This window comes from Nonomuraea sp. NPDC005983 (genome assembly GCF_040614375.1).
Taxonomy (GTDB): Bacteria; Actinomycetota; Actinomycetes; order Streptosporangiales; family Streptosporangiaceae; genus Nonomuraea.
The window spans coordinates 1-15,030 of sequence record NZ_JBEXUP010000185.1 but is presented as its reverse complement, the minus strand read 5'-3'; the positions used below and the strand labels follow the sequence as shown (position 1 = coordinate 15,030).

Genomic DNA, 15,030 nt, shown 5'->3' with positions numbered 1-15,030 from the left:
GCGCCCTCTCGCCCGCTCGGCGGCGCCGCGCGAGCGGGGGTCGTCGCCCTCTCTGCGCGCCCGCGCCCCGTCGCGCCCGTCCTGAGGGGCGCGCGCACGCGGGCCGTCACCGTCACCGGAGCGGCCGCCCTCGTCGCGGGAGCGGCCACGTGCGGCTTCGCCCTCCTCCTGACGGGAACGGGGGCGTGGGCGGCCGGTGGGGTCCTGCGGGGGGCGGTTGCGGGGCGCGTCGCCCTGGTCGCGACCGAAGGGGAGGTCCAGGGGGTCGGGACGCTTCCCGGCGTCACGCGGCGGGTTGTCGGGCGACGGCGGCCGGCCCGCCCCCTCCGAACGGGCCGAGCCGCCCTGCCGCCCCTGGCGGCCGGGACCGCCCGGCGTACGCCGAGCGGCGCCGGGCCCTCCCTGAGAGCCGGCGCCGCCTGAGCCGCGGCCGGGGCCCTGCCCCCTGCCGCCCGATTCCCTCACCGGCCCTGGTCCGCCTGGTTGTTCTCACCAGAGCTGATGACGTTGATGGTGTCGTCGCGGTGCAGGCCCTGGTTCCCGGCCTTGGTCGCGATGACGCCCGGCTGGGTGTCGATCTGGTTCTGCTGCCAGGTCGCCTCGTTCTGCTGGCGGGCCTGCGCGATCTCGTCGCGCAGGTTCTTCGCGGTGATCGAGTCTTGAGCCAGGACGGTGTTGAGCAGCAGCAGGCTCACCAGGCCGCCGCAGAGCAGCCCGACGACGAGCAGCACGAACGGCGCGCGCTGGCGCCGCCGCACCACCGGGCGCCGCCTGACGGCCGCCGGGGCGGGACGCGCGGCGGCGGGACGTGCCGTGCCCGGCTTCGGCCCCTCGGTCGACGGGCGTGGCCGCGGGATGGGCTTGGACTGGTGTGGCACTCCGGGCCTGCGCTGGCCGGTCTTGGGCACGTCGCCGCGGACGGGCGTACCCCGCCTGGTCTCCTGCTCAGTCCTGGTCGTCAACACGGATCCTCTCTGCCGCCCGTAGCCGGGCCGAGGCCGCCCGCGGGTTGCGGGCCACCTCTTCTTCGCTTGGAAGCTCGGCTCCCCTCGTCACCAGGCGGAACCGCGGCTGGTGAGCCGGCAGCGGGACGGGCAGCCCGGGCGGGCTGGTGTCCTTGGTTCGCGCCGCGAGGACCTGCTTGGTGAGCCGGTCCTCAAGGGAGTGGTAGGAGAGCACGACCACTCGCCCACCGAGCGCCAGCGCGTCGAGTGCCGCGGGAAGCGCCGCCTCCAGGGCGGCGAGCTCCGCGTTCACCTCGATGCGCAGCGCCTGGAAAGTCCTCTTGGCGGGGTTGCCCCCGGTGCGCCGTGTCGCGGCGGGAATCGCCTGCCGGACGATCTCCGCGAGCCGCTTAGTCGACGTTATGGCCTCCTTGGCCCTTTCCTTGATGATTAGGGCCGCGACACGCGGTGCAAACCGTTCCTCTCCGTAATCGCGGAGGATGCGGGTTAGCTCCGCAGCCGAGTAGGAATTGACCACCTTCTCCGCGGTGAGTTCCTGCTCGGTGTCCATCCGCATGTCGAGGGGCGCGTCGTAGGAGTAGGCGAAGCCGCGCTCGGCCTCGTCGAGCTGCGGCGAGGAGACGCCCAGGTCGAACAGCACGCCGTCGACGGTGGCGCGGCCCGCACGGGCGAGCACGGCGGCCAGTTCGTCGGACGAGGCGTGGACGAGTGTGGTGCGGCCGGCGAAGGGCGCGAGCCTGCGCGTGGAGAAGTCGATCGCGAACGGGTCGCGGTCGATGCCGATCACGTGAAGTGACGGGTGTGCGGCGAGCAGGGCCTCCGAGTGGCCACCGAGGCCGAGGTTGGCGTCGACGACGACCGGCTCCGGCCCTGACAACGCCGGAGCCAACAGCTCCATTACGCGGTCGAGCATGACCGGAACGTGACCGCCAGTGCCAGCGGTGTCGTGCATCTCCAACCCCCCTCTCGCGTCCAGACTCGCGGATGACGCGTCCGGTGATCAATCGGATTTCCTGGGCCCCACCCCGGTGCCGCCCGGCCAGGTCCCCATCCGCACCCTCTTCGTGGACGCCCGCCATCTGACACCGGGGAAGGTGCATCAGCTGGCCGGCAGTGGTTGCGGGTGGAGACCTCGCCGAACGACATCACCGACGGATCGACCGTGGCTACTACAAGATCCCTGGCAGCACCTCCTCCGACAGATCGGCGAACGCCTGCTCCTGCGCGTTGAGATAGGTGTCCCAAGACTGGGCGTCCCAGATCTCCAGCCGGGTGTTGGCCCCGATGACCACGCAGTCACGTTCCAGGCCCGCGTACTGGCGCAGGCCCTGCGGGATCGTGACGCGCCCCTGCTTGTCTGGTTTCTCGTCGGACGCGCTGGCGAAGAAGACACGGCTGTAGTCACGCACCGCCTTGGCGGTGACCGGGGCGGTGCTGAGAGCCTCGGTTATGCGCTGGAACTCCTCCACGGGAAAGACGTAGAGGCATCGCTCCTGGCCTTTGGTGATCACAAGACCCTCCGCCAGCTCCTCACGGTACTTAGCCGGCAGGAACAGCCGTCCCTTGTCGTCGAGACGCGGCTGATGGGTGCCGAGGAACATCGGCCCCACCTCCCGTGCCTAGTGAAGCGCCCGACGCTGGCGCACCGTGCCCTCCACTGCGCACCACCATACTCCACTTCTCCCCACCGTCAACTGATTCCCAGCCTCTTCGCCGCCGGTTTCCTTCGCGTTACCGCAGGTCAGAGCGATGGGGCCGGGTGGGGGGCGGTGGAGGGCGGCCGAACCCTCATGGGCGTGTCGAGGGTTGGAAAGCCCGCAGAATTCGGGCCTCCCACGCTTCGGGCCGGTCCGCGTGGAGGAAAGTGGGGCGGATCGCGGGCGCGTAGTGTCACAGGATTCGGACGGCTCTGCACCTAGAACGCGGACACTTCGCAGGTTCGGTGGAATATCAGCAAATGTCGCTCAAGAACCCGCAGCGTCGTAGGGTCGTACAGACAATGGAAAAGGAATGGCATGGCTCCCGCAATGGCATCCTCCCGCGGGACGTCCGTCGCACTTCTCATGGAGGCCTGGTGGCAGTAACCCATGACGTCCCTCACCAGCTCGAGGAGCTGGTTTCCACTGCCCACCGGATCCGGCAGGCCATCGAAGGGGTGATCGAGGGCAAGAGCGACGCCGTCAGGCTCACGCTCACCGTGCTGCTCGCCGAGGGGCACCTGCTCATCGAGGACGTGCCAGGGGTCGGCAAGACGATGCTGGCCAAGGCGTTGGCGCGCTCCATCGACTGCCCGGTGCGCCGCGTCCAGTTCACGCCCGACCTGCTGCCGAGCGACATCACCGGTGTCAGCGCCTACAACCAGCAGACGCGCGAGTTCGAGTTCAAGCCGGGCCCCGTCTTCGCCAACATCGTGGTGGGCGACGAGATCAACCGTGCCTCCCCCAAGACGCAGTCGGCGCTCCTGGAGTGCATGGAGGAGCATCAGGTCACCGTCGACGGCGTGACGTACCGGCTCGACGCGCCCTTCATGGTGATCGCCACGCAGAACCCCATCGAGATGGAGGGCACCTACCCGCTGCCCGAGGCGCAGCGTGACCGCTTCACCGCGCGCGTCGCGATGGGCTACCCCGAGCCCACGGCCGAACTGGAGATGCTGGACGTGCACGGCGGCACCTCGCCGCTCGACAAGCTGGAGCCGGTGGCCACCACGGCCGAGGTGCGCGCCCTGATCGAGGCGGTGCGCGGCGTGTACGTCTCGCAGCCGGTCAAGAAGTACGCCATCGACCTGGTGGTGGCCACCCGCCACTCCCCCGACCTGCGCCTGGGCGCCTCGCCCCGCTCGACGCTGCAGCTGGTCAGGGCCGCCAGGGCGCACGCCGCGCTGGCCGGGCGCGACTACGTCATCCCCGACGACCTGCAGGAGCTGGCCGTCCCGGTGCTGGCGCACCGCCTGCTGCCCAGCGTGGAGGCCCAGGGCCAGCGCCGCCTGCCCGAGCAGGTGGTGACCGAGCTGGTCAGGCGCGTGCCCGTGCCGGAGACGCGAGCGTCGTGAGAGCCGGACTGCGCGCGCTCACCTCGCGGGGCCGGTCGTTCCTCGCCTCGGGCGTGGCCGCGCTGCTGATGGCCGTGCTGCTCGGCGAGAACGACCTGTTCCGCATCGGGGTGCTGGTGACGTCGCTGCCGCTGCTGGCCGCGATGGTGGTCGCGCGGACGAGGTACCGGCTGAGCTGCGCCAGGCGGCTGGACCCGCCGCGGGCGGAGGTGGGCGGCGAGGCCACGGTGACGCTGCGGCTGGAGAACGTCACCCGGCTGCCGACGGGGCTGCTGCTGATCGAGGACACCGTCCCCTACGCGCTGGGGGTGCGGCCCAGGTTCGTGCTGGACAAGGTGGAGTCGCGGGGCGTCCGCGAGATCGACTACCGGGTCCGCTCCGACCTGCGCGGCCGTTACACGATCGGGCCGCTGTCGGTGCGCATCGCCGACCCGTTCGGGCTGGTGGAGCTGACCCGCTCGTTCACGATCAGCGACACGCTGGTGGTGGTGCCGCAGGTGGTGGCGCTGCCCCACGTGCGGCTGTCGGGCGAGTGGACGGGCGGCGGCGACAGCCGCACCAGGAGCGTGGCGGCGGCCGGCGACGACGATGTGGCGCCGCGCGAGTACCGGCAGGGCGACGACCTGCGGCGGGTCCATTGGCGTTCCACCGCCCGGCACGGCGAGCTGATGGTGCGGCGCGAGGAGCAGCAGTGGCAGAGCCGCGGCGCGCTCCTGCTCGACACCCGCAGGTACGCCCACCGCGGCGAGGGCCCGCGCTCGTCGTTCGAGGTGGCGGTCTCGGCGGCGGCCTCGATCGGCGTGCACCTCGCCCACGAGGGCCTCGGCCTGCGCCTGGTCACCGACCAGGGCGCCGAGCACCTGACCGACTCCGGGCTGAGCTGGTCCCTGCTCGACACGCTCGCGATGGTGCGGCACAGCGCCGCCCGCTCGCTGGAGCTGGGCGTCACCGCGCTGCGCCAGGGCGGCGGCGACGGCCTGATCGTGGCCGTCCTCGGCTCGCTCGACCCCGAGGAGGCCAGGGAACTGGCCAGGCTCAGGCACAGCGGCGTCACCGCGGTGGCGGTGCTGCTCGACGTCGACACCTGGGACGGCGGCGAGCCGGACGCGGCCGGGAACTACCAGGCCGTCCAGGGCGTGCTCGCGGGCAACGGCTGGCGCATCGTCCGGCTGCCCGCGGGGGCCTCGATCGCGTCGGTGTGGCAGGACGCCGCCAACCGCGGCAGGTACGCGCTGTCGGGAGGTGCGGCATGAGGCTGTCGATCGCCTCGGCGGTGGCGACGTTCACCGCCGCCATCCTGCTCTACCCGCTCTTCCAGGGCGGGTCCTGGTTCTGGAGCTCCATGGGCGCGGTGCTGGTGGTGATGGCCGCCAGCCTGCTGAGCGGACGCCTGTCGCTGCCCGCGTGGTCGGCGCCGTTCCTGAGCGTGGCCGCGTTGTGGATCTACCTGACCGCGACCTACGTCTCCCACGAGGCGTGGGCGATGGTGGTGCCGACCAAGGGCTCGGTGCTGGAGCTGGGCAGGCTGCTGGCCACCGGCTGGGCCGACATCCAGCGCTTCGCGGCCCCGGTGCCCGCCAACGAGGCCATCGCGCTGCTGACGACCGGCGGCGTGGGGCTCATCGCGATCGCCGTAGACCTGTTCGCCACGCAGCTGCGGCGGGCGGCGCTGGCGGGGCTGCCGATCCTGGCGCTGGCGACCGTCCCGGCCACGATCCTGCCGGACCCGATCAGCTGGCCCGCGTTCATCCTCGCTGCGCTCGGTTTCACCAGCCTGCTGATCGCCGACGGGCGCGAGCGGGTGGGGCACTGGGGCAGGGCGGTGCTGGTGCGCCGGACCCGCTCGTCCGTCTCCCCGTCGCCGGACGCGCCGCGCGCGACGGCCGACACGAGCGGCCTGCGGCTGTCGGGCAAGCGCATCGGGTTCGCCGCGATCGCGCTGGCCGTGCTGCTCGGCTGGGCGATGCCGCCGATGGAGCCGGTGTCGTTCTTCACCTTCGGCGTGGGCGGCAGGGGCTCGGGCAAGGGCAACTCGATCAGCATCCCGAACCCGATCGCGAACCTGAAGGGCCAGCTCGAACTGCCGGAACGGCGGACCGTCCTCACCTACACCAACAGCGACGACAGGCCCCGCTACCTGCGGATCTACTCGCTCGACACCTTCGACGGCGAGCAGTTCGGCATGTCGGAGCCGAACGGTGCGCCGGAGAACAGGACGGACAACGGCCCGCTGCCCGAGCCGCCCGGCCTGGACCGGTCGACGAAGGTCACCGACGTGGTGACCAGGATCAGCATCAGCGACGAGATCGCCAAGTGTGCGACGTGCGCGCGGTCGTTCCTGCCCCTGCCCTACCCGCCGACGCAGATCAACGTCGAGGGCGACTGGCGGGCGGACGTCAGCACCCTGATGGTCTTCTCCACCAGGGACGAGGTCGCCGGGCTCGACTACGAGGTGGCCACCCGCGAGCCCGCGCCGACCCCCGAGCTGCTGCGGTCGCTGCCGCAGCCGAAGCCGGCGGCCGACGTGCGCTATCTGAAGGTGCCCGACAACGTCCCGCCGGAGGTCAGGGACCTGGCGCTCAGGGTGACGAGCGACGCGAAGTCCAACTACGACGCGGCGGTGAAGCTGCAGGAGTTCTTCACCAGGACCGGCAAGTTCACCTACAGCCTCAGGACGCAGGGCCACAGCAACTCCGCGCTCAAGGACTTCCTGCTGCACAGCAGGGCCGGGTACTGCGAGCAGTTCGCCGCCTCGATGGCGCTGCTGGCCAGGCTGGTCGGCATCCCCGCCAGGGTGGCGATCGGCTACACGGGCGGCACCAAGCTCGGTGATCGGTGGCAGGTCGGCACCAACGACTCGCACTCCTGGCCCGAGCTGTACTTCGAAGGCGTCGGCTGGCTGCCGTTCGAGCCCACCCCGACCGGTTCGCTCGGCCAGGGCAGCGCCCGCGTCCCGGACTACACGCAGCCGCCGGCCCCCTCCACGGGCGACGCCTCGACGCCGACGACGGGCTCGACCAGCTCCGCGGAGGACGAGCCGCTCGGCCCGCAGAACCGGCGCAACCCGCGCGAGCTCGACCGCGAGGCGGGGGTCGCGCCCGCCGGACTGCCCGCCGACGACTCGATGCCGCTGATCGGGAAGATCGGAATCGGCGCGGCCGGGCTGCTGCTGATCCTGCTGATCCCGGCGGGGATACGGCTGATCACCAGGAACAGGCGGCTGCGCGCGCTGGCGTGGAAGGTGTCGGAGCCGTCGGACGAGATGACGGCCCGCGTGGTGGCCGACAGCCATCCGTCGGTGGCGGCGGCGTGGGCGGAACTGGACGACGCGCTCTACGACTACGGGATGGCCCGCGGGCCCAGCGAGACGCCCCGGGCGCTCGCCCGGCGGCTGACCGAGCAGTACGAGTTCGACTCCGAGTCGGCCGCGTCGATGGCGGCGATCGCGTCGGCGGTGGAACGGGCGCTGTTCGCCAGGAATCCCGGCGAGATCGGGCCGTTGAAGAAGGACCTGCGCCTGGTGCGCCTGGCGCTGGCGGCGACCGTGTCGCGCGGGAGGCGGCTGCGGGCGGTGCTGCTGCCACCCTCGACGTTGCGCCGGCTGCGGCTGATGGGCGAGCGGCTGCTCGACGGGTTCGACCGGCTGGAGAACATCAGGTTGCGCCGGACGGCAGCCCAGAAGGGTTCCTGACTCATAGAGCGATCGTGCGGTCGTCCCCTCCCGCGGAGGACGGCCGCACGATCGTCTCGGGGCTTCTAACGTTCGTCGTGGCGCCGGCGCCAGCGCTCTTCCATGCGTTCCATGAAGGTCGCGCGACTGCCCCTGCGGGGGCCCTTGCCCTGGGCCGCCGTGCCGGAGGACGGGGCGGAGTCGCCGAACCCGTTCATACGTTTCCAGCTCGACAGGCCCCACAGACACGCGGCGAGCATGACCACGAAACCGCCGACGCCGAGGGGGATCAGGTTGATCACCACGCCGACCATCAACAGCACGACGCCGAGAGCAAAGCCGATGGAGGCCCTGATCAGGCGACGTTTGTAGTGGCTGCGCGGGTCACTGATCCTTACGGTGTTGGCCCACTTCGGGTCCTCGGCGTAGAGGGCCTGCTCGATCTGGTCGAGCAAGCGCTGCTCGTGCTCAGAGAGCGGCACGGCGCCTCCCAAGGACGGCCCCAGGACGGGGAAGACGGCAACGGACGACACGGGGTGTCCGGACCTCGCGGTCGGTTATCCCCAGAATACGAGGCTGTAGACGTAGGCGAAAGCAAACGTCCAACGCAGACCAAACCGGAGGTGACGTCATAGCTCCATTGTGGACCATCTGTGCCCCCTCCCCCGAAGTCGCGACATCGACGTCATTCCTCCATTTCATCAAGTCTGCCTCGAACAAGCGACGCCGGGAGCACCGCATCTGGCCCGAATCTTCGGATTGCCTGGTCCATAGCCTGCTCCGCCTCGCGCCAGCCCGTCTCGCGCTCGCCCAGACTGAGCTGACGGGTGGCCGAATCGGCGGGACGCAGGTTCTCCATCCTGACCCCCACCAGCCGCAGGCGCACCCGTTCCAGCCCGGCCGCCTCGAACAGCTCGCAGGCCGTGGCGTAGATCTCCTGGGCGACGTCGGTCGGCTCCCGCAGGGTGCGAGACCTGGTGATCGTGGAGAAGTCGGCCCGGCGCAGCTTCACACTCACCGTTCTGCCCACGTGCCCGCTCTTACGCATCCGGGCGGCCACCCGCTCCGACAGCCGCAGCAGCTCCCGCTTGATCACCTCGGGGTCGTCGACGTCGACCGCGAACGTCTCCTCGTTGCCGATGCTCTTGTCGGGCACGTGCGCGGTGACAGGACGCTCGTCGCGCCCCCAGGCCAGCGTGGCGAGGTGGCCGCCCACGGCCTGGCCCAGCTCGCGCCGCAGCGTGTTGGGGGGCACCCTGGCGAGGTCGCCCACGGTGCGGATGCCGAGCCGCACCAGGGCCTGCTCGGTGCGCTCGCCGACGCCCCACAGCGCCGAGACGGGCAGCGGATGGAGGAAGTCGACCACCTCGTCGGCGGGCACCACCAGCAGGCCGTCGGGCTTGCACTGCTTTGAGGCGAGTTTTGCGACGAACTTGCTGCTGGCGACGCCTACCGAACAGGTGATGCCGTACCGCTCCAGGACCTGCGCCCTGATCATCGCGGCGATCACGCCGGACGAGCCCAGCCTGCGCCTGGCGCCGCCGACGTCGAGGAACGCCTCGTCGGACGCGATCGGCTCGACCAGCGGGGTGATCGCGTGGAAGATCTCCATGACCCCCTTGGAGACCTCGGAGTACTTGCCGTGGCTGGGCGGGATGACGGTGGCCTGCGGGCACAGGCGGCGAGCCCGGCTCATCGGCATCGCGGAGTGCACGCCGTACGCGCGGGCCTCGTAGGTGGCGCTGAGCACCACCCCGCGCCCGGCGAGCGAGCCCACGATCACCGGCCGCCCCCTCAGCTCAGGACGGTCGAGCAGCTCGACACTGGCGAAGAAGGCGTCCATGTCGACGTGCAGGACAGGGCAGCCGCTGTCGTCGGCCCCGGTCTGAGGAGCGGGGCCGATGCCCGTGATCTGCTTGCGAGACACGCTGCCGAGTCTATCCGAACACGCGTTCTATGACCTGTATCGCTTCGGCATCGTCAGCTCCGGTGCCCGAGGACGTGGAGCTGGGTGGCGATGTCGCGCAGCACCGGGTGGGTCGCGGCGGCCTGCTCCAGCGCCACCAGCGACTCGGCCGCGCCGGGCTCCCCGTCGATGAGTCTGCTGGGCACCAGGTCGGCGAAGACGCGCACCCCGTGCACCGCGCCCACCGTGAACCCGGTGGCGGCGAGCAGCTCCGCGAGGGCCGCGGCGGTGTAGCGGCGCGGCGTGGGATCGCGGTCGCCCCAGCTTCCGCTCGGGTCGTCGAGCACCGCCCTGGCCTCGTCGAACTGGCCTGCCAGAGCGCGGTGGATGGCGCTGGCGACGGGGTTGGCGGCCAGCACGCTGACCGCGCCACCCACGCGCAGCACCCCGGCCACGGCGCTCAGCGCGCTGAGCGGGTCCTCGACGTACTCGAGGACGCTGTGGCAGAGCACCAGGTCGGCGCTGTCGCGGCTGAGGAGCTCACCCAGGTCGGCGGCGTCTCCTTGGAGGCCCCTGACCGCCACGCCCTTCTCCTTGGCCCGGCGCTCCAGCGCGGCCAGCGAGTCGGGGCTCGGGTCGACGACCGTCACGGTGTGGCCGAGCTCGGCCAGCGGCACGGCGAACCCTCCGGTTCCGCCGCCGGCGTCGACGATGTCGAGCCCCCCGCGCCCGGTGGCCTCGGCCCGTTCGGCCAGCACCGCCCGCAACGCGTCCCAGACGACGGCGGTACGCACCGCCGGGGCCCTCGTGACGCCTTCAGCACGCAACGTCGCCTCAACTCCCTCTCCACGACGGAACACGCCCACCCTACGCGCTCCCCGCCCCGCCCGCTCCCCCGCGGGCAGGACGCGGGAAGGCGCCCTGACCGCCGCGGGCGGGCCGCCGCCGGGGCTACAGCGTGATGCTGGCCTTGAGCTGCTTGAAGCGGGCCAGCAGGCCGTTGACGAACTGCGGGGACTCGTCAGTGGACAGCTCCCCGGCCAGGTGCACCCACTCGCTGATGACCACGCCCTCCGGCACGTCGGGCATCCACAGCAGCTCGTACGTGCCACCGCGCAGCAGGTTGCGGTCGACCGCGGGCATGCGGTCGAGGGGCCAGCCCTCCGCGTACGTGGTGATCAGCTCGTCGATGCGGGCTCGGTGCCTGGCGACGCCCTCGACGATGGCCGAGGTGTACTCGTTCACCGGGGGCTCCTGCCGGTCGACGCGCTCGGCGAGGATCTTCAGCGGATTCTCGCCGCGCAGTTCGGCCTCGAAGAGGATGTCGAGCGCGCGCCTGCGTGCCTTGCCTCGGGCGGACACTCAGGCCCGGCCGAGGTACTCGCCGCTGCGCGTGTCGACCTTGACCCGCTCACCGGTGGTGATGAAGAGCGGGACCTTGATCTCGGCGCCCGTCTCGAGCGTGGCGGGCTTGGTGCCGCCGGTGGAGCGGTCGCCCTGCAGGCCGGGCTCGGTGTTGGCGATGGTCAGCTCGACCGCGGCGGGCAGGTCGACGTAGAGCGCGGCGCCCTCGTTGAAGGCCACCGTGGCCAGGGTGTTCTCCAGCATGTAGTTGGCGGCGTCGCCCACCGTGCCGCTGCCGACGTTGACCATGTCGTAGGTCTCGGTGTCCATGAAGACGAAGTCGTCGCCGTCACGGTAGGAGTACTGCATCTCGCGCTTGTCGACGTTGGCCACGTCGACCTTCACGCCGGCGTTGAAGGTCTTGTCGACAACCTTGCCGGACAGCACGTTCTTGAGTTTGGTGCGCACGAACGCGCCGCCCTTGCCCGGCTTCACGTGCTGGAACTCCACAACGGCCCAGAGCTCACCGCCGTCGAGCTTCAGCACCATGCCGTTCTTGAGGTCGTTGGTCGTCGCCACTCGTTTCTCCCGCGTGCGGCCGCTCTAAAGGACGAGCAGCTCCTTGGTCGTCTTAGTGAAAAGTTCCGGCCCGCCTTCACGCGTCACGAGCGTGTCTTCGATACGAACGCCGCCCCGGCCTGGGAGGTAGACCCCAGGCTCGACGGTGATCGGAACTCGATCCTCTAGTCTACCGGTACGCGCAGGGCCCAGGAACGGCTCCTCGTGGATCTCCAGCCCGACTCCGTGGCCGAGACCGTGCCGGAAGTGCCCGCCGTGGCCCGCGGCCTCGATGACGGAGCGGGCGGCCGCGTCCACGTCGCCCGCGGCGGCGCCGGGGGTCAGGGCCTCGCGGCCGGCCCGCTGGGCGGCGGCCACCAGGTCGTAGAGCTCGCGCTGCCAGGCGGCGGGCTCGCCGATCGAGAGCGTGCGGGTCATGTCGGCGTGGTAGCCCTGGTAGCGGGCGCCGAAGTCGATGGTGACCAGGTCGCCGGCGCGCAGTCGCCTGTCGGTCGGGTCGTGGTGCGGGATCGCGCCGTTCTCGCCCGAGGCGACGACGGACTCGAAGGCGGGCTTGTCGGCGCCCAGTTCGACCATGCGGGCCTCGAGGAGGCGGGCCACCTCCCGCTCGGTCAGGCCCGGCGCGATGCGCGCCGAGACGTCGGCGAACGCCTGGTCGCTGATGGCGCAGGCGGTGCGGAGCAGTTCCAGCTCGTCGTCGTCCTTGACCGCTCTGAGCCCTTCCACGAGCGGCTCCAGCGGGATGAGGCCCTCACCCAGGCCGTTGCTCAGCTGGATGAAGGTGGCCACGCTCATGTGCGCGGCCTCGAACCCGACGCCCGGCGCGGCCAGCCTGGCCGCCACGTCGGCCGCCTCGACCGTCTCCACGTCCATCTCGCGCGTCTTGCCGATGTAGCGGTTGTCGGTCGCGAGCAGCGCCGAGCCGTCGGCCCTGACCAGGACGGCCGCGTTCGAGCTGTCGAGCCCGGTGAGGTAGCGGACGTTGACGAGCGAGGTGATGAGGACGGCGTCCACCTCGCGGGCGGGCAGCAGCGCGGCCAGCCGCGCCCGGCGCTCCGGGTAGTTGACGGTCATTTCGTCAATGTACGCGTATTGACCATGCCTGTCCGCCCGGCTACCGTCGCCCAAACGGGTTAGGAAGGTTTCCTAACTTCCATGGGAGCGTTTGATGAGGCACGCCTTAGCGATCGCGTTGACCGTCCTCACCGTGGGCAGCCCAGCAGGGAGCCCAGTAGGGAGCCCAGTAGGGAGCATGGTGGTGAGCACCACGGGAGGGCCCGCCATGGCCCAGGCCGAGCCGTCCGGCCACATCCGTGTCGACCAGGTGGGGTTCGGACCTGCCGAGGCCAAGCACGCGTACCTGATGACCCGCGCGCCGTCGCCGGGCGCGCGTTTCAGCGTCGTGGACCGCGACGGGCGCGAGGTGCTGAAGGGGACGGCGGGCCGCGACCTCGGCTCGTGGAACGCCTCCTACGGGCACGTCTACGACCTGGACCTGTCGCGGCTGCGCGCGCCGGGCAGGTACCGGATCAGGTCGGGCGCGCTGACGTCCCCGTCGTTCCAGGTGGCCCCCGCCTCGCCGGCGGACAGCATCCTCGCCTTCTTCAAGGGGCAGCAGGACGGCGGGCGGCGGCACCGCAACGACCGGGCGGCCTCCGTCTACGAGTGGCCGGCCTTCACCGGGCCCGACACGGACGAGATCAAGGGCGAGCTGTCGAAGATCGGCGGCCCGGTGGACGTGGAGGGCGGCTGGTTCGACGCGGGCGACTACCTCAAGTTCACCCACATCCTGGCGTACGTGGACACGCTGCTGTGGGCCTCGGCCCGCGACGGCGCCACGGGCGACCTGCGCCTGCGCCGCGAGGCCGCCCACGGGACGGAGTACCTCGACAAGATGTGGGACGGGACGACCAAGACCCTCTACATCCAGGTCGGCGTCGGCGCGGGCAACAAGGAGGGCACGTTCTCCGGCGACCATGACGTCTGGCGGCTCCCCGAGGCCGACGACACCTCCGAGCACCCGTTCCTGCGTCACCGCCCGGTCTTCCGTGCGGCCCCTCCAGGCGCGCCGATCAGCCCCAACCTCGCGGGCCGTACGGCGGCCGCCTTCGCCCTGGCCGCGCAGCTGGAGCCGTCGCGCGACAAGGCCAGGGAGCTGCTGGACAAGGCCGCCGACGTCTACGCGATGGCCAGGACGGAGAACGTGGGGCAGCTCGTCACGTCCCTGCCGCACGCCTTCTATCCGGAGAGCGCCTGGCGCGACGACATGGAGCTGGGCGGGGCCGAGCTGGCGCTGGCCGGCCTGCGGCTGGGCGACCCTCGGTGGGGCGGCTGGCTTGAGCGGTCGGCGCACTGGGCGCGCCAGTACCTGACGCACGAGGCGGGCGGCGACACCTTCAACCTGTACGACGTGAGCGCGCTCGCGCACACCGACCTGGTCAGGGCGATGCGGGCGGCGGACGCGTCCATGCTGGCGGTCACCGAGACCCAGCTGGTGGACGACCTGAAGGCGCAGCTCTCGATCGGGGCGGCCAGGGCGGCCAAGGACCCGTTCCGCGCGGGCGCGGCCTACGACGCGTTCGACGCGGTGCCGCACGCGTTCGGCCTGGCGGCCACCTCGCGGCTGTACCGGTCGGTCAGCGGTGACAGGTCCTACGACACGTTCGGGACGCAGCAGCGCGGCTGGGTGTTCGGGGCCAACCCGTGGGGCGTGTCGTTCGTGGCGGAGGTGGGCGAGCGGTCGATCCGCTGCCCGCACTACCAGATCTCCAACCTGACGGGCAGGCCCGCGAGGGGCGCCGTGGTCAACGGGCCGAACAGCGCGTCGCTGTTCGACGAGGGCCTCGGCGACCACCTCGACGGCATGTCCCCCTGCCCGGCGGACGGCGTGGACGCCTACGCCCGCTTCACGGGCAGGGGCAGCAGGTTCGTGGACGACGTGCGGTCGTGGCAGGCGTCGGAACCGGCCGACGACTTCGCCGCCGTCGCCGTCTACGCGCTGACGCTGATGTCCCGCGACTGAGCCCCTGCGCCGGGGGCGGGAGCCCGCACGACCGCTCCCGGCCCCGGAGGCGGCTGAAAGGACGCACCGGCCACCGGCTCAGGAGAAGCGCCGGCCGCCGGCTCAGGAGACGCGCCGACGGCCGGGGAACCCGGCCACCGCCTCAGCGGACGCGCCAGGCGCCGAGGAAGTCGGCCAGCGGGCCGCTGCTGGGAACGTCGCCCTTCTCCGCGGCCTTGACCAGGTCGCGGAGCACGCCCGCGACCTGGTCGCGCGCCGCGTTCTGGTGCCCCTCCTCGTACTTCCTGGCCGCCTTCCTGATCTTCTCGTGCGCCTTCGCCGCCACCCGCGGGTCGATGTCGCCGATGGCCTCCTGGCTGCGGATCGCGTCGTCGAACATCCGCATCCAGTGCTGCCATGAGCGCGTCGGCGAGGTTGTGCAGGGTGTCGCCGAGCAGCGCGACCGAGCCGGACAGGACGACGATCACGGCCTGGATGGCCGCCGTCGTCATC

The 15,030-nt window shown here is 71.5% G+C and carries 14 protein-coding genes and 1 pseudogene; 5 read left to right on the top strand and 10 right to left on the bottom strand.

Going from position 1 to position 15,030, the window contains the following annotated elements; all coding sequences use genetic code 11:
• Positions 1-423 (top strand): annotated as a pseudogene (locus ABZ297_RS42430) (hypothetical protein); the annotation flags it as partial.
• Between the two features lie 38 nt (positions 424-461).
• Here ABZ297_RS42430 and ABZ297_RS42425 read toward each other — a convergent pair.
• The 3 genes from ABZ297_RS42425 to mraZ all read right to left on the bottom strand — a co-directional run bounded on the left by ABZ297_RS42425 (position 462) and on the right by mraZ (position 2,566).
• A complete protein-coding gene (locus ABZ297_RS42425) occupies positions 462-962 on the bottom strand; it encodes a hypothetical protein (RefSeq protein WP_355358741.1) in 501 nt (166 codons plus the stop codon).
• Entirely contained in the window at positions 946-1,878 is a 933-nt protein-coding gene (rsmH, locus tag ABZ297_RS42420; RefSeq protein WP_355358738.1) for a 16S rRNA (cytosine(1402)-N(4))-methyltransferase RsmH, read from the bottom strand. The genes ABZ297_RS42425 and rsmH overlap by 17 nt, the downstream gene beginning before the upstream one ends.
• Positions 1,879-2,134: 256 nt before the next feature.
• On the bottom strand, positions 2,135-2,566 hold the full coding sequence (gene mraZ / locus ABZ297_RS42415; RefSeq protein WP_355358735.1) for a division/cell wall cluster transcriptional repressor MraZ: 432 nt from the start codon (positions 2,564-2,566) through the stop codon (positions 2,135-2,137).
• A 473-nt stretch (positions 2,567-3,039) separates the two neighbouring features.
• Between mraZ and ABZ297_RS42410 the strand changes: the two genes are divergently transcribed.
• The 3 genes from ABZ297_RS42410 to ABZ297_RS42400 are packed head-to-tail and all read left to right on the top strand — an operon-like array spanning position 3,040 to position 7,708.
• Complete coding sequence (locus tag ABZ297_RS42410; protein WP_355358732.1) at positions 3,040-4,017, top strand: MoxR family ATPase; 978 nt, start codon at positions 3,040-3,042, stop codon at positions 4,015-4,017.
• Positions 4,014-5,270 (top strand): DUF58 domain-containing protein, encoded by a 1,257-nt coding sequence (locus tag ABZ297_RS42405; protein WP_355358729.1) that lies wholly within the window; start codon positions 4,014-4,016, stop codon positions 5,268-5,270. Before ABZ297_RS42410 ends, ABZ297_RS42405 begins: the two co-directional genes overlap by 4 nt.
• On the top strand, positions 5,267-7,708 hold the full coding sequence (locus tag ABZ297_RS42400) for a DUF3488 and transglutaminase-like domain-containing protein (protein WP_355358726.1): 2,442 nt from the start codon (positions 5,267-5,269) through the stop codon (positions 7,706-7,708). The genes ABZ297_RS42405 and ABZ297_RS42400 overlap by 4 nt, the downstream gene beginning before the upstream one ends.
• Positions 7,709-7,773: 65 nt before the next feature.
• Here ABZ297_RS42400 and ABZ297_RS42395 read toward each other — a convergent pair whose 3' ends face one another.
• The 6 genes from ABZ297_RS42395 to ABZ297_RS42370 all read right to left on the bottom strand — a co-directional run bounded on the left by ABZ297_RS42395 (position 7,774) and on the right by ABZ297_RS42370 (position 12,590).
• A complete protein-coding gene (locus ABZ297_RS42395) occupies positions 7,774-8,169 on the bottom strand; it encodes a DUF3040 domain-containing protein (protein WP_355358723.1) in 396 nt (131 codons plus the stop codon).
• A gap of 203 nt (positions 8,170-8,372) precedes the next feature.
• A complete protein-coding gene (locus tag ABZ297_RS42390) occupies positions 8,373-9,614 on the bottom strand; it encodes a DNA polymerase IV (RefSeq protein ID WP_355358720.1) in 1,242 nt (413 codons plus the stop codon).
• A 53-nt stretch (positions 9,615-9,667) separates the two neighbouring features.
• Positions 9,668-10,420: a methyltransferase domain-containing protein gene (locus ABZ297_RS42385; protein WP_355358717.1), complete on the bottom strand. Its 753-nt coding sequence runs from the start codon at positions 10,418-10,420 to the stop codon at positions 9,668-9,670.
• 124 nt (positions 10,421-10,544) lie between these two features.
• Positions 10,545-10,955, bottom strand: a complete 411-nt coding sequence (nusB, locus tag ABZ297_RS42380; protein WP_355358714.1) for a transcription antitermination factor NusB — start codon at positions 10,953-10,955, stop codon at positions 10,545-10,547.
• Positions 10,956-11,516 (bottom strand): elongation factor P, encoded by a 561-nt coding sequence (gene efp, locus ABZ297_RS42375; protein ID WP_350806642.1) that lies wholly within the window; start codon positions 11,514-11,516, stop codon positions 10,956-10,958. It lies immediately after the preceding gene.
• A 24-nt stretch (positions 11,517-11,540) separates the two neighbouring features.
• Positions 11,541-12,590: a Xaa-Pro peptidase family protein gene (locus ABZ297_RS42370; protein ID WP_355358711.1), complete on the bottom strand. Its 1,050-nt coding sequence runs from the start codon at positions 12,588-12,590 to the stop codon at positions 11,541-11,543.
• A 178-nt stretch (positions 12,591-12,768) separates the two neighbouring features.
• On the opposite strand from ABZ297_RS42370, the gene ABZ297_RS42365 reads away from it, so the two are divergent.
• Positions 12,769-14,538, top strand: a complete 1,770-nt coding sequence (locus tag ABZ297_RS42365; RefSeq protein ID WP_355358743.1) for a glycoside hydrolase family 9 protein — start codon at positions 12,769-12,771, stop codon at positions 14,536-14,538.
• Positions 14,539-14,680: 142 nt separating this feature from the next.
• Here ABZ297_RS42365 and ABZ297_RS42360 read toward each other — a convergent pair whose 3' ends face one another.
• Positions 14,681-14,923, bottom strand: coding sequence for a hypothetical protein (locus ABZ297_RS42360; RefSeq protein ID WP_355358708.1), 243 nt, complete (start codon positions 14,921-14,923; stop codon positions 14,681-14,683).
• Positions 14,924-15,030: the final 107 nt, after the last annotated feature.